At 41.3% G+C, this 26,057-nt stretch carries 19 protein-coding genes; 6 read left to right on the forward strand and 13 right to left on the reverse strand.

Going from position 1 to position 26,057, the window contains the following annotated elements; all coding sequences use genetic code 11:
- The 4 genes from K8P02_RS19065 to K8P02_RS19080 all read right to left on the reverse strand — a co-directional run bounded on the left by K8P02_RS19065 (nucleotide 1) and on the right by K8P02_RS19080 (nucleotide 3,267).
- Nucleotides 1–1,059, reverse strand: a complete 1,059-nt coding sequence (locus tag K8P02_RS19065; RefSeq protein ID WP_002558618.1) for a tyrosine-protein phosphatase — start codon at nucleotides 1,057–1,059, stop codon at nucleotides 1–3.
- A gap of 155 nt (nucleotides 1,060–1,214) precedes the next feature.
- Nucleotides 1,215–2,141: a carbohydrate kinase family protein gene (locus K8P02_RS19070; RefSeq protein ID WP_025866548.1), complete on the reverse strand. Its 927-nt coding sequence runs from the start codon at nucleotides 2,139–2,141 to the stop codon at nucleotides 1,215–1,217.
- Nucleotides 2,129–2,734: an SIS domain-containing protein gene (locus K8P02_RS19075; protein WP_002558620.1), complete on the reverse strand. Its 606-nt coding sequence runs from the start codon at nucleotides 2,732–2,734 to the stop codon at nucleotides 2,129–2,131. The genes K8P02_RS19070 and K8P02_RS19075 overlap by 13 nt, the downstream gene beginning before the upstream one ends.
- Nucleotides 2,731–3,267: an LOG family protein gene (locus tag K8P02_RS19080; protein ID WP_025866549.1), complete on the reverse strand. Its 537-nt coding sequence runs from the start codon at nucleotides 3,265–3,267 to the stop codon at nucleotides 2,731–2,733. The genes K8P02_RS19075 and K8P02_RS19080 overlap by 4 nt, the downstream gene beginning before the upstream one ends.
- 101 nt (nucleotides 3,268–3,368) lie before the next feature.
- On the opposite strand from K8P02_RS19080, the gene K8P02_RS19085 reads away from it, so the two are divergent.
- Both K8P02_RS19085 and K8P02_RS19090 read left to right on the forward strand, forming a co-directional pair.
- Nucleotides 3,369–4,604 (forward strand): M16 family metallopeptidase, encoded by a 1,236-nt coding sequence (locus tag K8P02_RS19085; RefSeq protein WP_223381692.1) that lies wholly within the window; start codon nucleotides 3,369–3,371, stop codon nucleotides 4,602–4,604.
- A 429-nt stretch (nucleotides 4,605–5,033) separates the two neighbouring features.
- A complete protein-coding gene (locus K8P02_RS19090) occupies nucleotides 5,034–7,259 on the forward strand; it encodes a glycoside hydrolase family 3 C-terminal domain-containing protein (protein WP_025866550.1) in 2,226 nt (741 codons plus the stop codon).
- A 144-nt stretch (nucleotides 7,260–7,403) separates the two neighbouring features.
- On the opposite strand, the gene K8P02_RS19095 is transcribed toward K8P02_RS19090, so the two are convergent.
- From K8P02_RS19095 to dapB, 6 genes are all read right to left on the reverse strand, one after another.
- Nucleotides 7,404–10,982 carry a rhamnogalacturonan lyase family protein gene (locus K8P02_RS19095; RefSeq protein WP_223381694.1) on the reverse strand — a complete coding sequence of 1,193 codons (3,579 nt, stop codon included), beginning with the start codon at nucleotides 10,980–10,982 and terminating at the stop codon, nucleotides 7,404–7,406.
- A gap of 242 nt (nucleotides 10,983–11,224) precedes the next feature.
- Nucleotides 11,225–12,442, reverse strand: a complete 1,218-nt coding sequence (locus K8P02_RS19100; RefSeq protein WP_025866551.1) for an alginate lyase family protein — start codon at nucleotides 12,440–12,442, stop codon at nucleotides 11,225–11,227.
- Nucleotides 12,443–12,754: 312 nt separating this feature from the next.
- Nucleotides 12,755–13,393 carry a WbqC family protein gene (locus K8P02_RS19105; protein WP_007483279.1) on the reverse strand — a complete coding sequence of 213 codons (639 nt, stop codon included), beginning with the start codon at nucleotides 13,391–13,393 and terminating at the stop codon, nucleotides 12,755–12,757.
- A gap of 34 nt (nucleotides 13,394–13,427) precedes the next feature.
- Entirely contained in the window at nucleotides 13,428–14,366 is a 939-nt protein-coding gene (gene lepB / locus K8P02_RS19110; protein ID WP_002558627.1) for a signal peptidase I, read from the reverse strand.
- 147 nt (nucleotides 14,367–14,513) lie between these two features.
- Nucleotides 14,514–15,944 (reverse strand): signal peptidase I, encoded by a 1,431-nt coding sequence (gene lepB / locus K8P02_RS19115; protein WP_122201163.1) that lies wholly within the window; start codon nucleotides 15,942–15,944, stop codon nucleotides 14,514–14,516.
- A gap of 18 nt (nucleotides 15,945–15,962) precedes the next feature.
- Complete coding sequence (gene dapB / locus K8P02_RS19120) at nucleotides 15,963–16,691, reverse strand: 4-hydroxy-tetrahydrodipicolinate reductase (protein WP_025866552.1); 729 nt, start codon at nucleotides 16,689–16,691, stop codon at nucleotides 15,963–15,965.
- 84 nt (nucleotides 16,692–16,775) lie between these two features.
- Here dapB and K8P02_RS19125 point away from each other — a divergent pair, with 84 nt between their 5' ends.
- The 4 genes from K8P02_RS19125 to K8P02_RS19140 all read left to right on the forward strand — a co-directional run bounded on the left by K8P02_RS19125 (nucleotide 16,776) and on the right by K8P02_RS19140 (nucleotide 22,818).
- The gene (locus tag K8P02_RS19125; protein ID WP_122201162.1) at nucleotides 16,776–18,044 is read left to right on the forward strand and encodes a DUF2851 family protein; all 1,269 of its coding nucleotides are present in this window, start codon (nucleotides 16,776–16,778) and stop codon (nucleotides 18,042–18,044) included.
- Between the two features lie 186 nt (nucleotides 18,045–18,230).
- Complete coding sequence (locus tag K8P02_RS19130; RefSeq protein ID WP_002558631.1) at nucleotides 18,231–18,788, forward strand: hypothetical protein; 558 nt, start codon at nucleotides 18,231–18,233, stop codon at nucleotides 18,786–18,788.
- A 233-nt stretch (nucleotides 18,789–19,021) separates the two neighbouring features.
- Nucleotides 19,022–19,717, forward strand: coding sequence for a DUF6250 domain-containing protein (locus K8P02_RS19135; RefSeq protein ID WP_002558632.1), 696 nt, complete (start codon nucleotides 19,022–19,024; stop codon nucleotides 19,715–19,717).
- Between the two features lie 23 nt (nucleotides 19,718–19,740).
- Nucleotides 19,741–22,818 carry a chondroitinase family polysaccharide lyase gene (locus K8P02_RS19140; protein WP_394373195.1) on the forward strand — a complete coding sequence of 1,026 codons (3,078 nt, stop codon included), beginning with the start codon at nucleotides 19,741–19,743 and terminating at the stop codon, nucleotides 22,816–22,818.
- A 183-nt stretch (nucleotides 22,819–23,001) separates the two neighbouring features.
- Here K8P02_RS19140 and K8P02_RS19145 read toward each other — a convergent pair whose 3' ends face one another.
- The 3 genes from K8P02_RS19145 to K8P02_RS19155 form a co-directional block, all read right to left on the reverse strand.
- Nucleotides 23,002–24,153: an acyltransferase family protein gene (locus K8P02_RS19145; protein WP_025866553.1), complete on the reverse strand. Its 1,152-nt coding sequence runs from the start codon at nucleotides 24,151–24,153 to the stop codon at nucleotides 23,002–23,004.
- A 116-nt stretch (nucleotides 24,154–24,269) separates the two neighbouring features.
- Nucleotides 24,270–24,833, reverse strand: a complete 564-nt coding sequence (locus tag K8P02_RS19150) for a Crp/Fnr family transcriptional regulator (protein WP_223381696.1) — start codon at nucleotides 24,831–24,833, stop codon at nucleotides 24,270–24,272.
- A 272-nt stretch (nucleotides 24,834–25,105) separates the two neighbouring features.
- On the reverse strand, nucleotides 25,106–26,038 hold the full coding sequence (locus tag K8P02_RS19155; RefSeq protein WP_025866554.1) for a tRNA-dihydrouridine synthase family protein: 933 nt from the start codon (nucleotides 26,036–26,038) through the stop codon (nucleotides 25,106–25,108).
- Nucleotides 26,039–26,057: the final 19 nt, after the last annotated feature.

The raw sequence follows: 26,057 nt of genomic DNA on the forward strand, positions 1-26,057 counted from the left end.
TTATTCCAGCAAAATACTTTGTAATTGCTCGATGTCCTTAGTGGTGAGATCGAGTCCCTTTTCAAGGTAAGTCGGCACATCTCCATACGTCCGCTCTATTTCCTCTTTGGCAGCATTCAGAAAATCCTCTTTTGCCGTATAAACGGTAGTGATGGCTTCCTGCGAATTTACCGGAAGTTTGTAGGCATATTTAGAGGCTTTGGGTATATTAAAATAATCGTTACTCAGACGATAATCCTGCATTATGATATCTTCGTTTACACCCAGAGCGGCAAGAATGATGGCAGAGGAAACACCTGTGCGTCCCTTGCCGGAAGTACAGTGAATGATAATGGGATAATTGCTTTGATCCTGCAAAATGCTGAAAAGCTTTTTATACTCATTACGATAATCTATTGCCAGTTTACGATTCATTTGCTCTACGATACGGTTGATGGTATCACCCTTGATTTTTCCCTCTTGTATGCCTTGTAACACCTTTTCCATGTTACCTGTTGCAATGGGAATGTAAACGACATTGAAGCCTTTTTGAATCTGCGGATAGTTATTACGTTCTTCGGGAGTACGAAAATCGATAATGGTTTTTATTCCTATATTTCTTAGTTCCCTGAGTGCAGCACAACCGAGGCTGTCAATCTGTGCCGAGCGATAGAGCATCCCCCAACGAACGTTTTTTCCTGTGGCAGAGGATTTATATCCACCCAGATCGCGGAAGTTTTGTATACCGGGGATATTCACATTTCGGGTCGCTATTTTTACACGGTATTTATTGTTAAATACCATCATATAATAATACCGTCTGGAAGGGTCGTCTGTGACAATGGTCATTCTACCATCGGAAATAGGGGCAGCGGCAATTGGGAGTGTTTCCGGTATCATTTCCGGGTTGGTAGACGCGTATACTTTCACCTGCCCCTGAATAAGAGGGGCCGTTTCCCACTTAATGATACAGTTTCCTACATTGTTTTCCTCACAAACAACCGAGATATTCGGTGGCGTTTTGGAACATGAAGGGAACAAAAGGAAAATAGCAAGCCAGTTGATCAGGTTCTTATACATAGTATATTGTCTAAAACTCTAATTGCAAAGATATGAATAACTGGCAGACTTTGTTATTACTTTGCTATTATTAGACAAACTACAGAGTTTTTAATACTCACACAGATCCACATGGAGATACCTATACTCGTTCTGGAACGTAGAATATCCGGAACTTATTTCTCAATGAGTTTTTCAGCGAATTCCTTTGAGACTGAATTGTTGAAGCTCTTACAAACTTCTGCAGCAAAAGCTTTGCCATACCCGATGATTTTATCCCATATTTCTTCATTCAGGCCATTCAGGTCGCGATAGCGTACATCATACTTCAGCATACCATAAATAAGTCCGGCGTTGAAGTTGTCCCCAGCTCCGATAGTGCTTACTGCATTCAGCGGTTCTATCGGATAGTCTTTCCGAAAGTTTTTGGTGCGCAGTGCGATTTGTTCTGCTCCTGCCGTACAAATAAAATTAGGGCAGTAGAACTGGATCTTATCTTTGTATATTTTATCTGTATCATTCAGTCCGTACATATAGAAAAAGTCTTCTATTGATCCACGTACAATATCTGCGTACTCCAAATTTTCGATAATGGTAGATGCGAGCTTCATAGCTTCGTTTTTGTGTGAGCTACGGAAGTTGGGATCGTAATATATAATCGCTTTTTTCTCTTTTGCTGTTTCCAGTAACTCCACTATTTTTTCGCGGAGTACAGGATTGAGTGCATAGTAAGAACCGATAACTACGATATCGTCTTCATGTATTTCCGGAAATAATACATCAAGGCGCTGTTTGGGATAATCTTTGTAGAAGATGTATTCTGCATCGTTACGCTCGTTCAGAAAGGCAAGGGATACAGGCGATTTTCCGTCGGGGAAAACGTTTACATGTTCTGTTGGCAACCCATTATCCTGCATGAATTGCAGAATGATGTTACCTACATGATCATTTCCCGTTTCACTGATAAAGCATACATTTATACCCGTACGCCTTAGCGATACGATACCATTGAAGACAGAGCCACCCGGTACGGCAGCCGAGGGCCGATTTCCTTCAAAGATGACATCGAGAATTGTTTCGCCAATACCGATTACTTTACGCATAACTCTCTTGATTTTTCTCCCAGATAACCGCCATGATGACGTTTGGAATATTCTTCAATCGTAAATTGAGTTTTTTTCATGGTTTGTACCACCAGAATGTCTCCAATTACAGTCATTACGGTAGTCGATGTAGTAGGGGTCATTCCCAATGTACATACTTCCGCCGGTTTACCTGTACTGAGGCAGACATCTGACTCATCGGCCAGTGGACTGTCCGGATTACCAGTAATTACAATAAATTTCAATCCGGGATTCAAGTTGTGTGCCAGCTGTGTTAATTCCACAATTTCACGTGTTTTACCTGAGTTGGAAATGAGTAATAGCAAATCATTCTCTTGCAAAATACCCAGGTCGCCATGCTGTGCTTCACTTGGATGTAAAAAAACAGAGGGAATACCGGTAGAACAGAATGTGGTAGCAATGTTCATGGCAATCTGCCCGGCTTTTCCCATGCCACTGGTTACAAGCTTACCCTTTTTGATACAAATTTGTTCTATGATAAGGTCTACAGCCTTTTCATAAGCGTCTGTTACGGGGATATTCAGCACAGCTTGTGCTTCCTTCTGCAAAAGGTCTTTAATGGATTCTATCATATGGTCATTATTTCTTTTAATTCTTCCGGTGTGTGGGCTATGTCATAGTATGTAGAGAACGGATGACGGGCGAACCCTTTACTTTCTATCTCTTTGAGTGCTGCTAATAAGGTGTCGTAAAAACCATTCACATTGTAAAACACCACTTTCTTATGATGATAACCGATGGATGCGGCTGCCATGACGTGGAATATCTCGTCCAATGTACCTACGCCTCCCGGAAGAGCCAGTAATATATCTGATTCTTCTACGATAATGTCTTTACGATCACTGAGGTTATGGGTATGAATAATACGATCCGGCAGCGTGCTGACTTTTCCGTTCTCTTCAAGTTTGGCGGGAACTACACCAATAATGTGTCCACCGTTTGTTTTTACTGCCTGTGCTATACATTCCATAAGTCCGAGACTGGCACCGCCATATATAAGAGTTTTGCCTGTTTCACCTATCCATTTACCTACCCGGACAGCAGCATCGGAATACATTTTGTCAATGTTTTCTGATGCAGAACAGAATATTCCTATCTTTTCCATACACGTTGTCACTGTTATAGTCTACAAATATCTGCAATTTTCTATAAACGACAATAAGTTTTATTGTATTTTTGTAGCATCAATAAAACTTAGTACTGATAATGAAGAATTTACTAACGGAGCAGGTCGAGCATACTCTGTCAAATGGCTTGAGGATTATTTGTAAACCTGTAGTTTCCGATGTGACTTATTGTGGTTTTGCTGTGAATGCCGGTACTCGTGATGAGACTGAAAATGAACAGGGAATGGCTCATTTTGTAGAACATCTTATCTTTAAAGGCACGCAAAAGCGGAAGGCCTGGCATATATTAAACCGTATGGAGGCTGTGGGAGGTGATTTGAATGCCTATACCAATAAAGAAGAGATGGTAGTTTACTCTGCTTTTCTGGCAGATGACCTGTCGCGTGCAGTAGAATTGCTGGTCGATATTGTATTCCGTTCTACTTTTCCGCAGCGTGAGATAGAAAGAGAGACAGAAGTGATCATTGACGAAATACAATCTTATGAAGATAATCCTTCGGAATTGATCTTTGATGACTTTGAAGATATGATATTCCGTGGGCATCCATTGGGGCGTAATATTTTGGGGCGCCCGGAGCTGCTGAGGCAATTCCGGACAGCTGATGCTCTGGCATTTACACAACGACTGTATCAACCCTCTAATATGGTTTTCTTTGTTCAGGGAAAAATTGATTTTAAGAGGTTAGTTAATATGTTGGAAAGGCTGATGGCGGATATACCGGCTGGCGAGGTGAAAAATTTGCGTACTCCACCGCCATTATATGTCCCGGAACACCTGGTAATACCGAAAGACACTCACCAAGCTCATGTGATGTTAGGGAGCCGGGGGTATAATGCTTATGATGATAAACGTACCGCTCTCTATCTGCTGAATAATATTTTGGGTGGTCCCGGTATGAATAGCCGTCTGAATGTTGCTTTACGTGAACGCCGTGGGTTGGTATACAATGTAGAATCCAATCTGACTTCTTATACGGATACCGGTGCTTTTTCCATCTACTTTGGTACAGACCTTGAGGATGTGGATACTTGTCTGCGATTGACTTATAAAGAACTAAAGCGGATGCGTGATGTAAAGATGACTTCCTCACAAATTGAAGCTGCCAAAAAACAGTTGATAGGGCAAATCTGTGTAGCTTCGGATAACTTTGAGAACAATGCTTTGGGTATGGCTAAAACTTTCCTGCATTACAATAAGTTTGAGAATCTGGATACAGTCTGTAAACGTATAGAGACATTGACGGCAGATAATCTTCTTGAAGTAGCCAATGAGATGTTTGCAGAGGAATATCTGTCTACGCTGATTTATAAATGATATTATAGCACTTACGGCTTTTCTTCCCGGGGTATCTCTTTTATCCCGGTGAAGAACGATGTACGACATGCACATCTGGTACTGCACGAGATGTGCATGTGGAACATCCCGACATGTGCATCTCGTACAGCACGACATGCACATGTCGTACATCGTTCAATTACGACCTTTCGTTCGTTTGATTATAATGTATGATAGAGGAGAATGAGACACAATAGATTAAGGAACGAGACCGGTACGATTATTGCGTTTTGCGCTTGTCGTATCACTTAATTGAGGAACGGCAGGTATATGCAATTCTTAATGTTAGTGAATTTGTTTAATAAAAAGGAACTTGTTTGTCGTTTAACTAATATATTTATAGCTAAATAACTGGTATACGACGAAACGTCTCGTTTTAATTTTTTTGTATAATAAGTAAATAGTATCATGAAAGTAAGATCAATGTTATTGGGCTTGTCCCTGACTGCTCTGCCTGTTTTTGCGCAGACCCCGGTTTATCTTGACGATAGCAAGCCGATAGAAGAGAGAGTAGAGGATGCTCTATCCCGAATGACAGTAGAGGAGAAGGTGTCCATGACGCATGCACAGTCAAAATTCAGTTCCCCGGGTGTGGCGCGTTTGGGTATTCCGGAGTTTTGGATGACAGACGGACCTCACGGTATACGTCCCGAAGTGTTGTGGGATGAATGGGATCAGGCTGGCTGGACCAATGATTCCTGTGTGGCTTTTCCGGCTTTAACTTGTCTGGCTGCTACCTGGGATCCGACAGTGTCTATGCTCTACGGAAAAAGTATCGGAGAAGAAGCCCGCTATCGTAATAAAACCGTTTTGTTGGGACCGGGTGTGAATATCTATCGTACACCGTTGAATGGGCGTAATTTTGAATATATGGGCGAAGATCCTTATCTGGCAGGGCGTATGGTTGTTCCTTATATACAGGGAGTACAAAAGAATGGAGTGGCTGCCTGTGTGAAGCATTATGCGTTGAATAACCAGGAAGTGAATCGCCACACTACAAATGTGATAGTAGATGACCGTACTCTGTACGAAATCTATCTGCCTGCTTTTAAGGCAGCTGTTCAGGAAGGTAACACATGGGCCATCATGGGTTCTTATAATTTGTACAAAGATCAACATGTTTGCCATAATCAATACCTGCTGAATGACATATTAAAAGGTGAATGGGGATTCGATGGTGTAGTTGTATCCGATTGGGGAGGTGTACATGACACAGACCAGGCTATAACCAACGGACTCGACATGGAGTTTGGTAGCTGGACCAATGGTTTGTCTAACGGTACGAGTAATGCTTATGACAATTATTACCTGGCGCAACCTTATCTCGAACGTATAAAGTCGGGTAAGGTAGGTACAAAAGAGTTGGATGATAAGGTACGCCGTATTCTTCGTCTAGCCTTCCGTACAACAATGGATCGTAACCGTCCTTATGGCACAATGAGATCACCGGAACACTATGAAGCTGCCCGTAAGATAGGTGAGGCGGGTATTGTATTGTTACAAAATAACAACGATCTCTTACCTATCGATCTTGATAATACAAAAAAAATTGCCGTGATCGGTGAGAATGCTGTAAAGATGATGACTGTAGGTGGTGGTTCTTCTTCTTTGAAAGTGCAACGTGAAATATCTCCGCTGGATGGCATTCGCAACCGCGTTGGTAATAAGGCAGAAGTTGTCTATGCGCGCGGTTATGTAGGTGATGCAAGTGGCGAGTACAACGGCGTCGTTTCAGGGCAGAATCTGAAAGATGACCGCACTCCGGAGGAACTTATTGCTGAGGCTGTACGTGTGGCAGGTGAAGCGGATTATGTAATATTCATTGGAGGATTAAACAAAAGTGCGCATCAGGATTGTGAGGACTCTGACCGTGCCGGACTTGGTTTACCGTACGATCAGGATAAAGTTATTACAGAACTCGTCAAAGTTAATAAGAACCTGATTGTAATCAATATCTCCGGCAATGCTGTTGCAATGCCTTGGGTGAAAGAAGTCCCCGCTATTTTGCAGGCATGGTTTTTAGGTTCGGAGGCAGGGACAGCTATTGCTGCTGTATTGACTGGTGATGTGAATCCGTCCGGTAAATTACCTTTTACCTTTCCTGCTAAGTTGGAAGACGTGCCCGCACATCAGCTGGGCGAGTATCCCGGCAATGAAAAGGTAGGTAACATTGTCAACGAAAAGTACAATGAAGGTATTTTCGTAGGGTATCGTTGGACCGATAAACAGAAGAAGGTGAAGCCACTCTTTCCGTTTGGTTATGGGTTGAGTTATACTACATTTGAATATGGTAAACCGGTTGCCGATAAGAAAACGATGTCTGCCGATGATACAATTACTTTTACGGTATCTGTAAAGAACACTGGCACCCGTGAAGGTCAGGAAGTAGTCCAGCTCTATATCAGTGATAAAAAATCATCTTTGCCCCGTCCTGTTAAAGAGTTGAAAGGTTTTGATAAAGTAAAGCTTGCTCCGGGTGAGGAAAAGACCGTATCATTTACGATAGCTAAAGATGCCCTGAGTTTCTTCGATGACACCAAACATGAATGGGTGGCCGAACCGGGTAAGTTTGAAGCTGTAATAGCTGCCTCTGCCGCCGATATTAAAGGAGTGGTTCCTTTTGAATTGAAATAAAAAGATCAGTGTATTATAGTTGTACTACTGATAACGGTTGGTTACTGGGCTATTTTATCTCTAAATCAAGTTTACAAAATTTGTAAGCCCATCATTGATAAACAGTATTTCAATGATGGGCTTTATTTCGTTTTTATTCTATGTTTATCGTATAATCTTCCTAACAGTTCTTACTCCGTCAGCAACTACAGAGAGCAGGTAAACGCCTTTTTTCAGTTCTTCCAGACCTTCAAGCTTAATTTCTCCGTTTCCTTGAAACTTATTTGTTGTGTGATACACACACAAACCATCCTGAGAATAAACACGAATGTTGCAGGATGTATTATTCATGTCTGTATAACGGATAACAATGCCCTCGGAAATAAGAGTGAAGGGTATTTCAATATTACTTTGCTCTTCCGTTATAGAGGGTTGTGATATGCCGGTGGGGTTGGATTGTTGTTTTTTTACATAGTCACGCAAATAATATCCCAAATGAGGAGGCTGATTATATGCCACATTCTGCCAGCAGATAGACATTCTGTAAATATGATCGTGCATCAGGCACGGAACCCGATACGGAGAGGTAAACGGAGTAGAGAAGATCATCAGATTACTCTTGGTGGCTTCATCATAATAGATACACTCTTCTCGCCAGTCTCCGAAAATATCGGCTTGCAGCGAAGGGGTATCTTTAATGAGGTTTACGCCGCAACCATAAGTCGATACGAAGTTGGTCACGGTAGCACAACTGGAGGTTGCATTTACCCATTTAGAGATAACTCCTTTTTCCTGTACTTCCTCAGATAGATTTCCTGTCCAGTATGTGCGGAAATTGACGGGGGGACGTTTCCCTGAAATAGAGTCGCCATCGCAGTTGAAGGTTATATTGTTGTAAGAGCTGCCATCGCTACTTAGATTGAACTTAGCCAGAGACCAATATTCGGCACCACGTGAAAGCGAATCGATATCTGCACAAAGACCACGGCCGATGTCTGCCCCCATTTTACGTCCCGAAAGTATTTCTCCGGTCCGGGCATCACGCATTTCAAAACCATAAGCAGCCGACTTTTCTTCGTGTACCATAAATACTTCCAGACCATCACGATCCGGGATGAAGTCACCTAAATGAAGAGCGTCTCCGTGTCCCAATCCCGTACGATAGAGCAATGAACCGTCGTGATCGATACAGCAGGCGCCATAAACTATCTCATCGCATCCGTCACCATCTACATCTCCTACGGCAAGGCTATGGGCACCTTCACCATAGGCATCTTGCCCTTTGACGGTGGATGCGTGCATCCATTTTTTCTTCAACTCTTTACCATCAAAATCCCAGGCACAGAGATAAGCGGCTGTATAATATCCCCGGCACATCACAAGACTGGGTTTCTTTCCGTCCAGATAGGCAACACATGCCAGATAGCGTTCGCTTCGGTTTCCGTAACTGTCACCCCATGCTGAGTCTGAGATGATATTGCGACTTGGTTCATAAGCTACGGTAGAGAGTTCTTTACCGGTGCTTCCTTCAAAAACAGTCAGATACTCCGGCCCTGTTTTTATGACCCCTTTCTTACCACCATAGGTCCCACGATAATCGGCAGTAGGATCGTCACTACCCATTATTACATGGTTTCCTTGTCCATCAATGGTTCCCGGGGCTGTCTTACAAGCTACTTCGGCTTTGCCGTCACCGTCCAGATCATAGACCATAAATTGAGTATAGTGAGCACCGGCACGGATATTAACTCCCAGATCTATTCTCCATAATTTGGTTCCATTCAGTTTATAACAATCAAGATAAACATTGCCGGTGTAGTTCTGGCTACCATTCTGGCCATTGTCGCATTGATTAGTGGGGTCCCATTTCAGGATAATTTCATATTCACCGTCTCCGTCTACATCACCTACACTTGCGTCTCCTGGGGTGTAGGTATAACTACTGCCCTGAACTGTGCCTCCTTGAGGGCGGTCGAGAGGAATGTTCAGGTATCCTTTTTCCAAAACTAATGCTGCAGCGGTTTCAACTACTTTACCGGCACTCAATGCTTCGACTGTATAGTTTGAATTAACTGATCCTTCAGCATCCAGATAATTGGTACGTGATGAGAGTGGCAGAGTATTTAGTTTTGTACCGTCACGATATATATTAAAAGCAATATCATCGGGATCTGTGGCAAGCCAACGCCAGTTTACCAGCATTCCATCGTTGGTGTAGGTTGCAATGGCTCCCCGGTTCAGACGCTCCGGATCGAGTACTTGCGGCCCACATTCTCTGGCAATCACAATGTATTCGGAAACTTCTTCCGACGGAAGCATTCCCTCTTTTACGGCGATTGCCTTAAGTGTGGTGGTTGTACTCAAAGAGAATCCTTCTGTATATACAGAGGCTGAAGAGGATAGGGCGGAGCCGTCTTTACTGTAATAAATGGTAGCTCCATGGGTGGGACAGCTGATTGTTACATTATTATCGGTGTCATAACTGATAACGGGATTTTCCACTTGTGCGGGCACGGTATATTCACTTTTTGTTGCAGCCAGATAAGAAGCTGCATTTGTGATCAGCGTTTTCGCATCAGGGGTTAATGTTTCAATTGCGGCATAAGAGAGAGGAATGAGTATATAGCCATTTTTTCCGTTACTCTGTTTATGCTCATGTATGGCATTATATCCGTTTGAGGCATTGGTAGCAAGTACTTCATCCGAAGCGATAATCTCTTTAGGAGAGGTATAGCTCTGTACATTATTACTTGTTTTCGCAGTACCGTCAAAGAGAGTGATGGTACCGTCAAAATTGATGCCTTTAAATAGAGAGTGTGTTTTAAATGCATCGGATACTATGATTTGATTCCATCCTGTAGAACCGGCTGTGGGATTTATTGCACTGGCCCAGTTCCAGGACGCACTTCCATAATAAAATGCTTTTAAATTTAACATTGGAACTTTTCCTACCAGATTTGATAGGGCTATACCAAATTTATTTGTACTGGCAACAGACTCAGAAGCAACTACCAGATCGTACTCTTTTAAGCGCTCTTTATAATAAGTGCCCGGGATGGAGTTATAGTTGTTTGCATCAATCGTTGTTACTGTAAACGATTTTACCAATGTCAGATAGACCGGATCTTTGGTAATGGAGTAATTGGAATATTGAGAATCGTAGACGTAGGCGGCATTAGGAAGATTCTGAGAATTTGCAATGAAAGCTACGTAATACAAGCGACTGTCGGCTCCACTTGTGCAAGTTTCCTCTGCCCAGGAGGTGACAGTGATGGTATACCGTTCGGCAGGGATCAAATCAGAGGTCTCAAGCACACCTGCCTCATTGGCATCGCTTCCTCCTAACAGAGTGATATTTGTTCCTGAATTGCCGGAAATAACGGCACGCACATAGCGGGTTGCGGCGCTACCACTTTGAAAGGCTAATTTCAGTCCGGAGATACCAGTGACGGTAAATACAGCTCCTTTATTGTTATTGGCTCCTTTAACATCCAGCCAGTCCGATTCCATAGTGACGGTGCCATCAGTAAGTGCATCGGGAAATGTAGCCGAACGGGATGAATAATAAGCGAAAGTTCCTGATCCTTTTCCATCGAGGCACCAACCTTCATTGTAAGCGGCGGTTAACCCCTCTGAATTGGTGTAAAGGACAAAAGATTCTGTGAACGATTTTACGGCAGCCTGCAGGGATAAAGCGCTGCACAAAAAGAGTAAAGAGAGGAAAAGTCTCCAATAGTTTTTCATAATTGATTGGTTTTTAAAATATCACATCATAAAACTTATCACAAAAGTATTTCATGTAGGGGAAATAGACGGGTATATATTTTCCTATAAAGTGGAAAAATTGGGATTTCTTTAGAGAAAGGTGGATAAAATGATTTATTGAATAGAATAGGGGGGATATATAGATCAGATAATGAAAAAGCCCATCTGGCCGATGCTTTCTACCAGATGAGCTTTTGCTGATGTGTTTTGTGAATAAGATATTATTTGTTACTTATGTCTTCGGGACGTACATAGAGTAGAATGAATTCACTTTTGATATCTATTTTATTGTTGGCTTTGTATAGGTTAAGGTAATCCGTACGTGCCGGATTCATCAGATAGATACGATACAAGTCTTTGCAAAGCTCTTGTTGTTTCATATTCCAGTCGCTGATTTGCTGATAAGGCCATGCTGATACATCTTTACCCAGATAGGATGCAAGAAAATCAGCTGCCTTGTAGAAGTTACGTCCGTCGGCAGAAGTATTGTTGTCGAGGGAAAGTCCCATTTTCTTTCCCATTACAAAGATGTCAAGCATGTGTTGCAAGTTGTATTCTGAATAACCAAAAGCGAGTGTGCGGCGAAGTTCCTGAGGTTGTTTCCCATCCGGTTCAACTTGCTTATAAACACGTTTTTCGGGGAATTCTTTAACGAATCGTTCTGCAGTGGCCTGATCTCCGGCATACATAGCGAAAGCGATTACTTGTGCATCATAGGCTATACTGTGATTGTTTTTGGCATTATGCTCTTCTTTTCCTTGTTCGCTGGTCAATATCCAGTTTAACAGTTCCCCAAACCAGGCTTTGAGTTGTTTGGAGTCGTTACTGGTGAATGCTTGCGATTGTTCCAACAATTGCACTGCATCGAGCATTTCTATAAAGGAATAAGTGTCAATCACTCCAAAACTGCGCCCTTTGTTGTTGTGGCGTCCCGGAATCATTTGGGCATATTCCAGATTAGGGTTCATTCGGGTATCTTTATTAAAGAACCATACACGGATCAGTTCCGTTGCTTTTTGTGCATAACGTTCGTCGTTGCTGAAATACCATGCCAAACTGAGTGTTGTTATTCGGCTGGCAGTACTTCCCAGGCGGTTACGATCCAGTTTGTTCAGTTCAGGATTTGATTCTCCGTCGCGGCTGATGTATGGTAAGCCGTCGGGCTTTGTCGGATCGGGCCAGTAATAACGCGCCTGGCTCATGTAGTCGTGTTTATCTCCACTGGCAGGTGTTTTTTCTTTATCCATGACGGAATAAGGAACTGCATTGAGTAATTTATCAGCTCTTGATTTTAGCTCCTGAAAGATGTCTGAATAAGGTTGCTCCTGTATAGATTGTTTGACGGTTTTGAGATGCTCTGCATCCCAAATAGATTGTGCATGCATACTGCCGGTTGTGAACAATAAAACGACAATAAATGAGGTAACTCTTGCTTTCATAGTGTTTTTGTTTTGAATTTACTAAACTTTTCAAAGCCTGGTATCATTCGGATGGAATTTTATTTTTAGTGTACCGGTGCACTTTTAAATTTTATCTCAAAAGCTTGTACCGGTGTATCTTCGTGATAAAAACACGAAATAATGGTTTAGGAAAAGGAAGGAGAAGCTTTTTTTTAGTATACTTTTTCTATGTGTTGATTGAGTATAAATTTGCCTGTCTGTTTCTACTTCTTTTTTATCTCGAAAAGAAGTAGAAACAGATTGTTTGAAGATGCTTTCTTGTTTAGAAATATCTTAAAAAAGGTTATTGCTCTATTTTCTTGTTTGTGGTTGTAGGACTAATAAGCTTTCCGGCCCCATATTGAATAGTAAGTCTATCATACTTAAATTCGGACGAAAACCATTCCGGGCTTCGAATACCTGGTAATAAGGGTGGGGAATAAATTCCGGGTCCGTCTCCCGGAAATCTTTTTTGGGATGGATGGCTTCTCTGAAATCATACTCATCCGGAGCAAAATCCATTTTATATTCTGTAGTTCGTTTTAGGGCTACTTCAATATCTGTAAGTTGACAAATCAGGTGGCAGAGTTCTTCGTTGAAATCGATTAAAAACTCGTATTTCTTCTCATAGAACGGATGAAAATCATCTTTATAGTATTCAAAAAACGGAGTACTATTGTAGGCCGATTCAATAGCATTCCAATGCATATGGCGCCAGTTCCCATGATCGGAAATACGGATATCCTTCATGGGGCATTTCGGATTTTCCGGTTTTACAGTAGGGATAGAAAGTGCAATATCACCATCCGGACCGGCAATAGTACAACGATTACGATAGGTCTGCTTCATATAGTGGTCATGCTGCTCGATAAAAACTTTATCATAGGTAACCAATTTACTATAGTATTCTACGGGAGCCAGATAGGCTGAAGAGAGAAAAACAGTTTTCATTTGTAATTCATCATTAAATATTCATCATTTATTCTCATCGTACAGGTTGAAAGAAGCGATTCCACCTGTAACCTTCAAACAGATTTGTATTGCTCTCTTTGGAGAACCAGATAAGAGAGGCTTTTCCGATAATATGATCTTGTGGTACAAGTCCGAAAAGGCGTGAATCGGATAAATTAACAGAATTATTGGATACCATCCAATAATAATCCTTACTGAAATAACAGTGTTGTACAGGGTGTCCGTCTACATACAATGTATCATGTTTGATTTCTGCATGTTTACCCTCATGCAATACAAGTGTGTTACGGAGTAGTGTCCTGTTCCAGGGGTATACCCGGACGGCCATCCCTTTCCGGGGGATTATCAGCGGGTTAACTACTTGTTTTTCTCGGTCTGACTCAAGTGGCTGTATCCAGTTTGATCCGTTCATGGCCTGTTCCAGTAGGTAATATTCGTAACGGCTGAAACTTCGTACGTTATTGACGGAATCCTGTCCCATCAGTTCATTGGGAGTTATGGATAAAATACTCAGGAGCGAATCAAGTTGTTCTTCTCTGGTTTTCGGGTAGGTATACAACCTTTTACGGTCAGGTCCTGCTACGCTTTGGGAGGATACTATCGTAAATAGTGAATCAATCAATAAGGTATCTCCTGGTACACCTGCACAACGGCTTATAAATACCTCCCGCCTGTCTATAACGGGCTGTGTTGTACTCGCAGGATTATTGAATACAACAATATCCTCTTTTTCCACTTTTCGTTCTCTCCATCTGTGATAAGAAAAAAGAGACATCAGTGGCAGGCGAAGTCCATAACTCCATTTGTTTACTAATATACGTTCACCGCGGAAGAGAGAATTTTCCATACCTGCCGAAGGGATAAGGCATGAGGTAAAAACAAAGCTGCGGAGCAATAATACGATGATTATTGCTCCGGCTAATGCTATTATCCATTTTAGATTTCTCTTCATGGCATTTTAGTTCTTTAGTTTTTCAGTTTTTTAGTTCTTTAGTTTCAATTTATGATAACTACTGAGAACCGACCAACTCACAAACTCATCAACTCATAAACTTATCGACTCGCAAACTTACAAACTTACCAACTCACAAACTCACACTCATTTCACCCATTTAAAGATACGGTTCCAGCGGATCTTTCCGTTAAACCACCCCCGGTCTTTATCGAGAGATAACCATACTACAATTGGCTTACCTACTACATGATCTTCGGGTACAAAACCCCAATAACGGGAATCCTGTGAATTATGGCGGTTATCACCCATCATCCAGTAGTAATCCATCTGGAAGGTATATTTGTCTGTTTTTTGTCCGTTAATGTAGATACCATCGTCTTTCACTTCCAGCTTGTTACCTTCGTACGCAACAATACATCTCTCATAAATAGGAAGATTGTCCATCGTCAGTGTGATGGTAGAACCTTTGGCTGGTATCCATATAGGACCATAATTGTCTACTGTCCAGTCTGTATACAAGTTTAGTGGATAGAGATCGTGTGAGGGTCTCTCTGTTGAGATTGGTTCTATCGAAGTAACAAGGTCTTTGCGTGCAAGCAATGTGTTGCGTGCTTTTTGGGTAAGTGGCAAGTAGAAAACAGTTGCTCCCGGTTGGTAGTATTCTGTATCTTCGTTGCTTAATCCCAACTCATCATGGAGGAATTCGTTGGGTATCATCTTACCGGTGGCATGTACGGTATAGAGGAACTGAAGGTTTTCCGGTTCTTCCTGTGCTTTACCGTCGATGTATATGATGCGGTCTTTTATCTGAAGAGTATCTCCCGGAAGTCCGACACAACGTTTTACATAGTTTTCGCGGCGGTCTACCGGCCGATAGATTATGTTACCGAATTTTTCAGGGTGTGCAAACACGTATTTTCTACCGGCATCCCGATAAAGGTCATATACGATCCGTTGTTGTTTACGATTCAGACTATCCATGTTGATCGGATTGGAAAAAGTCCCTTTTCCTTCCCGATAAATGATGTTATCGTAGAAGTCAGTTTGTTGATAGGTGACAGCTACGGTATCTCCTGCCGGGAAGTTGAATACTACAATATCGTTCATTTTCACTTTACCAAATCCCGGAACACGTTTATATTTCCATTGTGGCCACTCGATATACGATTTAGTGTTTACAAGAGGCAATGTATGCTGCGCCAACGGCATAGAGAGGGGGGTATTGGGAACACGAGGGCCATAGCTCATTTTACTTACATATAGAAAATCACCTACTAACAGAGATTTCTCTAAAGAAGAAGAAGGTATCTGATAGTTTTGAAATACATATATGTTCACGAAGTATACAGCTACCAATGCAAAAACAATGGCATCCACCCAACTCATGACATTACGTACTGTAGAGTTTTTCGATTTCTTCCAGAATGACCAGGGGACTTTCTTCGTGATATAAATGTCGAAGATAAAAGGAACTACGATGAGTCCCCACCAGCTTTTCACCCATACTAAAAAAGCCAGGTAGAGGAGGATAACGATGGCACATTTAATCCATTGTGCGCGCGTTGCTTTTTCCATGATATAATTTATTTATAATTATTCTTTCAAAAACGGAAACAAGTCACTCATGCCTAAATACCCTTGTTTATCCATAGTATATTCGGCAGCTAATATAGCACCTAAGGCAAATCCACCACGGTTTTTGGCATCGTGTGTAATGGAGATACTGTCAACTGCCGAATCGTAACGAATGGTGTGAATGCCGAAAACCTCTCCTTCACGAATGGAGTGAATAGGTAATTCGTTGGCTGTGACAGCCACTTCTTTTACCCAATGGTCTTTACGGTCCAGATTTTCAAGGATACCTTCGGCCAGTGTGATAGCAGTACCACTTGGTGCGTCGAGTTTATGTATATGATGTGTTTCGCTCATGGTCACATCATATATTGGGAACTGATTCATTATCTTTGCCAGGTATTTGTTGACAGCAGAGAAAATAACGACTCCCAGACTGAAATTAGAAGACCAGAAAAGTGTTTTCCCTTCTTTCTCGCAAAGGTTTTTTATTTCGTCACCATGTTCTGCCATCCATCCGGTACTACCCGAAACGAGCTTTACGCCGGCGTTGAATGTCTTGATATAGTTGTTGTATGCCACTGTCGGATTGGTGAATTCAATAGCCACGTCCGCAGAGCGGAATGCTTCAGATTCAAAATCATCCTGATTGTCGACGTCGATAATGCAGACTATCTGATGTCCGCGGCTAAGGGCAACTTTTTCCAGTTCTTTGCCCATCTTTCCATAACCGATTAATGCTATTTTCATTGTTTTACTGACTTATATTCAAAATAATAGTCGCAAAGATAAGATTTTTATTACATTTGTCGAACACATTAACGTCTTGTTAACATGGAACAACTCTTGCACTATGTCTGGAAACATAAAATATTCCCTCTTACTCCATTGCAAACAACCTCAGGATTGCCGGTAGAAGTCATTGATACCGGTTTGCAAAATACGCATGCCGGTCCCGATTTTTTTAATGCCAAACTAAAGATAGACGGCACTCTTTGGGTAGGTAATGTAGAAATACACACAACTTCTTCTGATTGGTATCGTCATGGACACGATCATGATAAAGCTTATGATTCGGTCATTTTACATGTTGTTGAACAAGCTGATTGTGAGGTTTTTTGTTCCAATGGCGGGCAGGTTTCCCAGTTGTTACTTGTGTGTCCGGAACATGTAAAGCAACATTATGAAGAACTTCATGCAAGTGATATTTATCCTCCCTGTTATTCTGTTTTGTCCGCTTTACCTAAACTGACGATTCACTCTTGGCTTAGTGCATTACAGACAGAACGTTTTCAGCAAAAGGCTGATGTGATTGCCAAACGGTTGCACTCTTGTAATAATAATTGGGAAGATGCTTTTTTTATTACCCTGGCCCGTAATTTTGGTTTTGGTCTGAATGGAGATGCTTTTGAAACATGGGCCAACCTGATCCCTTTTCGGGCAGTAGATAAGCATCGGGATGATTTGACACAGATAGAAGCTTTCTTCTTTGGGCAGGCAGGCTTGCTGGAGGAAGATGCTACAGATGATTATCAGGCCCGGATGCAGAATGAGTTCCGTTATTTACAACATAAATTTGAACTGTCTGCTGTAATGGATAATGCTTTATGGCGTTTTTTGCGAATTCGTCCAGGTAATTTCCCGCATGTTCGTCTGGCGCAGTTAGCAGCTCTTTACCAAGAGGAACGTTCATTGTTTTCGCGTGTGATGGAGGCTAAGACATTAAAAGAGATCAGGCAGATATTGATAGCAAAGACTTCTCCTTATTGGGAAAGTCATTTTATTTTTGGTAAATCCTCTCCCCAAAAAGAAAAGGGAATTGGTGCAGGCGCACAAAATCTGTTAGTTATCAATACTGTTGTTCCTTTTCTTTATGCTTACGGGTTGCATAAAGCGGATGAACGTTTGTGTGATCGTGCTACTGATTTTCTGGAAGAGCTGAAGGCAGAAAATAATTATGTGACTCGTTTGTGGAGTGGGGCAGGACTGCCTGTACATACAGCTGCCGATAGTCAGGCTTTACTGCAACTTCAAAAAGAGTATTGCGATAAAAAGAAGTGTCTTTATTGCCGTTTTGGTTATGAGTATTTGCGAAAGAAATAAAAACTAAAACTAACCGATTATCAGGTAACTAAAATATTTTTCCTCTTTTACTCAACGCATTCAAACTTCTTTTATCTTTGTCGAAAAACGAAGATAAGCTGCACCTTGGCATAAAAAATGAATAAGTTCATTTTATTCTGCTCTCGGTTTGCATTATCTTTGCAGCCAATTTAAATGCAGTTAATTATGAAAACAAAAAGAGTTGTGTCTTACCTGTTGGTAGCTGTTCTGTTAGCAGGTGTTTGCTGTGTGTCCTGTGGCAATATGTCCAAAAGAAAAGCAGAGGCTCTTGCTGCCAATGTAGACGGGGAGGATTTCCCTGCTTTTTTAGAAAAGTTCACTTCCAGTGCAGCTTATCAGTATACACGTATTAAGTTTCCGCTGAAAACTCCTATTACTTTGATGACTGATGATGGAAATAGTGAGAAAACTTTTCCTTTCACCCAAGAGAAATGGCCATTGTTGGATAGTGAGGTATTGAAAGAAGAACGTATTAGCCAGGAAGAAGGCGGTGTGTATGTTTCAAAATATACGCTTAATGAACCTGCTCACAAAGTTTTTGAAGCCGGGTATGAGGAATCTGAAATAGATCTTCGTGTGGAATTTGAATTGATTGAAGGAAAATGGTATGTGACCGATTGCTATACCGGTTGGTATGGGTTTGACCTTCCGATTGGTGAACTTAAAGAAACAATACTTCAGGTTCAGGAAGATAATAAAGCATTTAAAGAATTGCACCCTTGACAGAAAAACTTGAACCGAGGGTGATTGACTTGAAAAATAAGATGCCAAAAACGGATAAATAATACTTTGTGTTACTCTGTAGTGAAATAGATTCGCACCTCTACAAGAAGTTCTTCTATCCACGGAGTCGTGAATAATTATTGTATTATTCTGTACGATTTAAGCCCCTCTTTTTCCGAAAAGAGGGGTTTCTTTGTATCCGGTAGTAATCTTCAAAACTAATACATAAATAAATGAAACGAATTCTTATCCGTAGCACTGCTTTATTTACTTTTCTCTGGTTGGTAACAGCCTGTCTGCCTTCCGGAAAAAATAATACCTCTTTAACTGAAAATTGGATTGCAGAGGATGAATCTGCCGCCATGCAATTATCATTGGTGTCGGATACTTTGGACATTGTTGTACCTGCAGGTCTCACTTTATGGTATAATGAGCCATTGACCGGTGAGTATGAAATAAGTTATCACATAGCTATGTTAATGGAAGACGGAAAGCAGGATCGGCTGAGTGACCTGAACTGTTTCTGGGCTGCCAATGATCCGCAGTATCCTGATGATATTTTTGCTCGCAGTGAGTGGAGAAACGGAGTTTTCAAAAATTATAATACATTGAATCTATTCTATGTGGGCTATGGTGGTAATGAAAACACAACCACCCGTTTTCGTCGCTACTATGCTGAATTTTATGGAGTCGATGATGCCCGTGTAAAACCCTTAATTGCTGAATATACTGATCCTGCCCATCTTCTGGTAGCAGGAAAGTGGTATCACATTGTGATTCGCGTAGAGAAAAAACAAACCACGTATACAGTGAATGGTGAGGAACTTTTTCGCGCTTCTTTAAAACCGGGAGAGGGGGATGGATATTTTGGCCTCCGTTTGCTCCAGAATCATGTCCTGATGACCGGATTTCAAATCAAACAAATGTGATAACCACACAATTAATACTCTAAATGATGAAACAATCTTTTATGAAATTGGGAGCTGTATTTTTTCTCTCTCTTTTTGGCTCTGTTACCTTATTGGCACAATTGGTGAAGAATGATCGTATGTTTTCTTTTGAGGAGTCGCAAGTTCCTGCTTGTATCAGTAGCGAATCTTCAAAATTATCCATTTCACCGGAACATTATAAAGATGGTACGCATTCATTACTATGGACTTTTCAACCGAATGCAACACTTTCTTTGAAAAAAGATCTGAAGTTTGAGAAAAAAGATCCTACCGGGAAAGATCTCTATCTTTCGGCTTTTATTGTATGGATATATAATGAGCGGCCACAAGATAAAAAAATAGAATTTGAATTTCTGAAAGATGGAAAGGTTTGTACGTCATTTCCTTTTGGGATTAACTTCAAAGGTTGGCGTGCTGCCTGGGTATGTTATGAACGTGATATGCAGGGTGCCCCTGAAGAGGGTATGAACGAACTTCGTATGGTTGCGCCGGACGTAGAAGGCCAGCTTTTTATCGATCATCTTATTACAGCAATCAAAGTAGATGCCCGCCAGCAGACAGCAGATTTACAGGTGCCTTTTGTGAATGCCGAAACTACGAATCATTGGCTTGTTGTCTATAAACATTCGCTATTCAAACCGGATATTGAGCTTACTCCGGTTAGTGAAAAACAAAGACGGGATATGCAATTGATAGAGAAACGTTTCCGTGATATGGTATATACATCTTCCATGTTATCGCAGAAAGAGATTGAAATGATCCGTAAAAAATATGATTTTTATAATATCTCTTATAAAGATGGAAAAGTGACGGGTGTACCTATCTTTATGGTACGTGCTTCTGAAGCTTATGAGCGTATGTTTCCCGATTGGGACAAAGATATGCTTACCAAACAGGGTGTGGAAATGAGAGCTTATTTTGACTTGATGAAACGGATTGCCGTAGCTTATAACAATGCTTCGGATGATTCTGTCAGAGCGGAGATGAAAGATAAGTTTCTTGCCATGTATGATCATATTACCGATCAGGGAGTAGCATTTGGCAGTTGCTGGGGGAATATACATCATTATGGTTATAGTGTGCGTGGTTTATATCTGGCCTATTTCCTGATGAAAGATGTGCTTCGTGAGGCAGGGAAATTAAATGAGGCTGAGCGCACACTACGTTGGTATGCCATAACCAATGAAGTCTATCCGAAACCAGAAGTTGATGGTATTGATATGGACTCTTTCAATACGCAAACAACAGGACGTATTGCAAGTATTTTGATGATGGAAGATACGCCGGAAAAACTTCAGTATCTGAAATCTTTTTCAAGGTGGATTGATTATGGCTGTCGTCCGGCTTTGGGGTTAGCCGGAGCTTTCAAGAAGGATGGAGGAGCTTTTCATCACCGGAATAATTATCCTGCTTATGCTGTTGGAGGTTTGGAAGGAGCTTCAAATATGATCTACCTATTCAATCATACTGATTTTGCTGTATCTGAGCTGGCTCACCAGACAGTGAAGAAAGTATTACTTACGATGCGTTTCTACTGTAATAAACTCAATTTCCCACTATCTATGTCCGGACGTCATCCGGATGGAAAGGGAAAACTTATTCCGATGCAATATGCAGTGATGGCTCTTGCCGGTACGCCCGATGGAAAGGCTGATTTTGATGCTGATATGGCAGCAGCTTATCTTCGCTTGGTAGCCGGTACATCTTCTACAGGAGAAGATCCGGAATATATGCCTCAATTTAGCAATGAGGAAGAGAGGCGTATGGCTAAAATTTTGTCTGATAAAGGTTTCCGACCGGAACCGGATCCGCAAGGAAACCTTGCTATGGGATATGGCTGCGTATCTGTTCAGCGTCGTAGTAACTGGGCTGCAGTAGTCCGTGGGCATTCGCGTTACCTTTGGGCAGCCGAACATTATCTTGGCGCTAATCTTTACGGACGTTATCTGGCTCATGGAAGTATGCAGATACTGACTGCTGCTCCGGGGGTGGTTGTGACTCCAGATACAAGCGGTTGGCAGGAAGCCGGATTCGACTGGAACCGGATTCCCGGTGTGACTTCTATTCATCTGCCATTTGATGATTTACAGGCTAAAGTTTACAATGTTGATACCTTTTCTGGTATGGAAGAGATGCTTTATTCGGATGAAGCATTTGCCGGTGGCTTGTCTCAACAACATCAGAATGGAAATTTTGGAATGAAACTGCATGAACACGATAAATACAATGGTTCCCATCGTGCGCGTAAATCTTTTCATTTCTTTGACGGAGTGATTGTCTGCCTCGGATCAGACATTGAGAATACGAATGGTGAATATCCTACGGAAACTACCATTTTTCAGCTTGCTGTGACAGATTCGGCAGGGCATGCCTATTGGAAGACATATCAGGGGGATGGTAAAGTCTGGATAGATCATATTGGTACGGGGTATTATGTACCTGTTGCTGCTAAATTTGAGAAGAAATTTCCACAGTATTCACGTGCACAAAAAGTGAATAAAGAGACAAAAGGAGATTGGGTATCTCTGGTTATAGATCATGGAAAGTCGCCCAAAGGAGCTTCTTATGAATATGCTGTTTTTCCCCAGACCGTTGTACCCGTTATGAAGCAGTTTGCAAAGAAACCTTCGTATAAAGTATTGCAAAAGGATCGTAATGCACATATTGTACGTGATCTGAAAAGTAATACCACTTCGTATGTGCTCTTTGAAACTCCTTCTGCCGATCTGCCCAAAGGATTGTTGATGAAAGCAGATACTTCCTGTTTAGTAATGGTACATGAAGAAAAAGGAAAAGCTCTGCTTACGGTAGCTCAGCCCGATCTTGCCTTTTATCGTGGTCCGAGTGATGAAGCTTTTGATGAAAATGGTAAACGTATAGAGCGTAGCATCTATTCCCGTCCCTGGATTAATAATGATAGTGGAGAGATTCCAGTGACGGTTACATTAAAAGGATGTTGGACTGTGAAAGAAACGCCTGCCTGTCAGGTTGTATCTTCAGATAAGAATTCTACGGTGATTCGTTTCATCTGTAAAGACGGTATGAGTCAAGATACCGAACTGATTCCTTTTAAAAACTGATGTTTAATGAGGCTGTGCCAATAGTAAAACTTACTATTGTTAAAACGCAGATTAACGCTAATTTACGCAAAGATTCAATTGAATCTGCGTTAATTTGCGTAAATCTGCGTTTCTACGGTTATCTGTTGATAGTTGTCTCAGGCTTTTGATACAGTCTCATCTTCTGATAGAAAAGATATAGTCTTATTTCTTAGCCAGAAACTTTTTGGTTAACCATTTTCTTACAGGTTCATCATATAGCTTCAGGCAAAGATAAGCCAGTACAATACTCAATGCGTAAACACACAAAGCAACTTGCCAGGTTTCACCCAAAGTATAGAGCTGATTTTTAATCAACCACGCATAGAATAAGTACATAATAGGATAATGTACCACATAGACAGGATAAGATATATCTCCCAAAAACTTGCATATCACGGTTGACTTCTTATCAGTTGTGGTTCCCGATGCTCCCAGCCAGACAAGAATAGGGAAAGCTACAATAACACAAAATACTTCATAAGCACCATTTACGCAAAACGGCTTCGCACCTTCCAGATAAGGCACTGCGAACAAAGCAATCATAATAATTGTGCATATCCAGAAGGCACCTCTCAACTTTACAGGTTTGAAGTTACGCGACAAAAGCATACCCATGGAGAAAGGGAAAAGCATTCTCAATGTCCCGCCGATGAAGTTTACACCGTCCAATGTCCAGCCCACTCCTATATTTCCATAGCCAGATATATCAAGTACCGCGAATAATGTCAATGCAACTCCCAACACTGCTACAAGTACAGCTAATGCCTTATTAGACAAGCGGCGAATAAACAAGGCATAAAGAATATTTCCTATATACTCAAAGAACAGCGACCAGCAAGGTCCGTTCAAAGGAAACATTTCACCGTTGCCACGAACTTCATAGCCCACCCCCGGCATCGCAGGAATAAAGAACATCGTACAGAGAAGAGACAGCATCACCATTGATATGGCAATATGTGTTCCATCCCATTGCACGCACCCTTGGAGATAGAATGTAACAGCGCCTAAAACGGCACCCATGATTACCATAGGATGAAGACGTATCAAACGACGTTTAAAGAAATTTTTCATAGTAAGACCTTTCCCCCAGCGGTCATCATAAGCATAACCGATAACAAACCCCGAAAGGATAAAGAAAAAGTCTACGGCTAAGTATCCGTGATTGAGGGTGTCAATAGTACCATTACTGGCAAAAGCGTAGCCTTCGAATATATGATACAATATGACTACAAGAGCCGCAACGCCTCTCAGCCCGTCAAGGAGTTCGTAGTGAGGTTTAGAGTCTGCAAATGCAGAAGCAGAGATGTTTTTCATGTTAAATCTATAATTCAAATTATTATTAGTAGTAGTGTTATTGACGACGCGCCAAAGTTACGGAACTTATACATCTAAAAAGTTGTCCTACGACAAAATCTTACCGGACAGGAAAATTATTTGTGTGCTCTAAGGCAGCTGAGTGTTGGAAGTGTTATGCCTAGATAAGATGCAATATACCCTAATTTTACCCGCTGGCATACTTGAGGGAACTGCTGCTTAAACTCTTCGTACCTTTCTTTAGCCGAGAGTGTCAGGCGATCTTTGTGTGAACGGTGCAAGCGCCTGTATTCGTTTTGATGAATAATTCTTCCCCAATTGGCCAGTTCGATATTGTTTTGAAATAGCCGGAGCAAGTCGGTGAGTGATATCTTATACGCAACAACTTCTTCAAGCGTTTCCACAAACTCCTCACTTATCTTATTATAATACAACTCATCCATACTGAAAACAATACTTCCTTCGTATGCAAAGGAGGTTGTTATTTCTTCTCCGTTTACCAGCCAGAAAGAGCGAGTCATTCCTTTTTCAATGAAATAAGCCGATTTACAAAATTTATTTGCCTCTATCAATTTATACTTCTTGGGGAAATGGCAGATTGTTACATTTTCCTTTAAAATTTGTAAGGTATCATCAGAGAGCGGATACAGAGAGTTTATCTTGTTTATTACATTTGTCATAAAGTTGATGCTTGATTTTTTTTCATTAGCTACAAAGATAATGCAAACCGAGAGTAGAATAAAATGAGCTTGTTCATTTTTTAAGCCAAGGTGCTGTTTATCTTCGCTTTTTGGCAAAAATAGGAAAAACAATTCTGTCCTCCAATATAATCATATGGTTTATACCGATATCCTCTTTTATATCGCTAAGATTCTGAGAAACAATTGTATGATTCTTTATTAAAAATCAGCATGTAACTTTATTAGTCGGCTAAAGTCCTATTCATTCTGGTTTAGAGCAACCCTATTGCTGCATTATATTTTGCCAGGCTTGTACTTTTGTGTATTGCTTTCCATGCTTTACGACCAATTTGTGGCTCAAGATATTCCCAGAAAGTTTTTATTTTGTTGAGTAATTGATCTTCGCCGCCTTCAAGCCGTTCTTCATAACGGGCAAATACGATCTTGTGCATTTGGTATAGTTTCTCTTTCATATCCTCGGTGGAAAGGGACTTTTTCTCTTTATATTCGATGGCTAAAGCCGGATTCATCAGTAACCCTCTTCCAATCATGATTCCGGATAGAGTGGGGAAGCTATCGTGAATACGTTCTATATCTTCAATATTACTTATATCTCCATTATAAATCAAAGGGTGGCGACAAATTTCTGCAAAGGCGGCAAATCCTTTCGGATCGACATCTCCTTTATATTGCTGCTTTCCCAATCGTGGATGCATGGTGATATGTTTTAATGGATATACATTCAATATGGGGGCTAACTTCAGACACTCTTCAGCATTTTCCCATCCCAGACGCATTTTCACAGAGAAACTTATTTCCGGATATCTTTGGGTAATTTCTAATAGTTTCTCTACTTCTTCGGGAAAAGGAAGGATACCGGAGCCGTTGTGACGTTTGGCTAACATAGGAAACGGACACCCCATATTTATATCTACTTCCTTATATCCTTTTTCGGTGAAAAGGGATAAAATGGTCTCAACTTTTTCTTCCTCATGTCCGATAAGTTGGGGTATCAGGTGGGGGACTTCGTTAGTTCCCGGTTCTATATCCCGAACATCCCTATTCCGGAACGTTCCTTTGTCGAGCCGGATAAAAGGGGTATAATAAGTATCTATTCCACCAAAGATTGCGGAATGCGTGTTACGATAGATCGCGTCGGTATATCCTTGTAACGGGGCAAAATGAATTGGAAGTGTTGCTGGCATACAATATTTTTTAGGAAGC

This window comes from Bacteroides nordii (assembly GCF_019930665.1).
In the GTDB taxonomy this organism is placed as follows: domain Bacteria; phylum Bacteroidota; class Bacteroidia; order Bacteroidales; family Bacteroidaceae; genus Bacteroides; species Bacteroides nordii.

What these genes read in the sequence shown, in the direction of transcription:
- K8P02_RS19065 (WP_002558618.1), bottom strand. Translation starts at nt 1,059, where the DNA reads ATGTATAAGAACCTGATCAACTGGCTTGCTATTTTCCTTTTGTTCCCT.
- K8P02_RS19070 (WP_025866548.1), bottom strand. Translation starts at nt 2,141, where the DNA reads ATGCGTAAAGTAATCGGTATTGGCGAAACAATTCTCGATGTCATCTTT.
- K8P02_RS19075 (WP_002558620.1), bottom strand. Translation starts at nt 2,734, where the DNA reads ATGATAGAATCCATTAAAGACCTTTTGCAGAAGGAAGCACAAGCTGTG.
- K8P02_RS19080 (WP_025866549.1), bottom strand. Translation starts at nt 3,267, where the DNA reads ATGGAAAAGATAGGAATATTCTGTTCTGCATCAGAAAACATTGACAAA.
- K8P02_RS19085 (WP_223381692.1), top strand. Translation starts at nt 3,369, where the DNA reads ATGAAGAATTTACTAACGGAGCAGGTCGAGCATACTCTGTCAAATGGC.
- K8P02_RS19090 (WP_025866550.1), top strand. Translation starts at nt 5,034, where the DNA reads ATGAAAGTAAGATCAATGTTATTGGGCTTGTCCCTGACTGCTCTGCCT.
- K8P02_RS19095 (WP_223381694.1), bottom strand. Translation starts at nt 10,982, where the DNA reads ATGAAAAACTATTGGAGACTTTTCCTCTCTTTACTCTTTTTGTGCAGC.
- K8P02_RS19100 (WP_025866551.1), bottom strand. Translation starts at nt 12,442, where the DNA reads ATGAAAGCAAGAGTTACCTCATTTATTGTCGTTTTATTGTTCACAACC.
- K8P02_RS19105 (WP_007483279.1), bottom strand. Translation starts at nt 13,393, where the DNA reads ATGAAAACTGTTTTTCTCTCTTCAGCCTATCTGGCTCCCGTAGAATAC.
- lepB (WP_002558627.1), bottom strand. Translation starts at nt 14,366, where the DNA reads ATGAAGAGAAATCTAAAATGGATAATAGCATTAGCCGGAGCAATAATC.
- lepB (WP_122201163.1), bottom strand. Translation starts at nt 15,944, where the DNA reads ATGGAAAAAGCAACGCGCGCACAATGGATTAAATGTGCCATCGTTATC.
- dapB (WP_025866552.1), bottom strand. Translation starts at nt 16,691, where the DNA reads ATGAAAATAGCATTAATCGGTTATGGAAAGATGGGCAAAGAACTGGAA.
- K8P02_RS19125 (WP_122201162.1), top strand. Translation starts at nt 16,776, where the DNA reads ATGGAACAACTCTTGCACTATGTCTGGAAACATAAAATATTCCCTCTT.
- K8P02_RS19130 (WP_002558631.1), top strand. Translation starts at nt 18,231, where the DNA reads ATGAAAACAAAAAGAGTTGTGTCTTACCTGTTGGTAGCTGTTCTGTTA.
- K8P02_RS19135 (WP_002558632.1), top strand. Translation starts at nt 19,022, where the DNA reads ATGAAACGAATTCTTATCCGTAGCACTGCTTTATTTACTTTTCTCTGG.
- K8P02_RS19140 (WP_394373195.1), top strand. Translation starts at nt 19,741, where the DNA reads ATGATGAAACAATCTTTTATGAAATTGGGAGCTGTATTTTTTCTCTCT.
- K8P02_RS19145 (WP_025866553.1), bottom strand. Translation starts at nt 24,153, where the DNA reads ATGAAAAACATCTCTGCTTCTGCATTTGCAGACTCTAAACCTCACTAC.
- K8P02_RS19150 (WP_223381696.1), bottom strand. Translation starts at nt 24,833, where the DNA reads ATGACAAATGTAATAAACAAGATAAACTCTCTGTATCCGCTCTCTGAT.
- K8P02_RS19155 (WP_025866554.1), bottom strand. Translation starts at nt 26,038, where the DNA reads ATGCCAGCAACACTTCCAATTCATTTTGCCCCGTTACAAGGATATACC.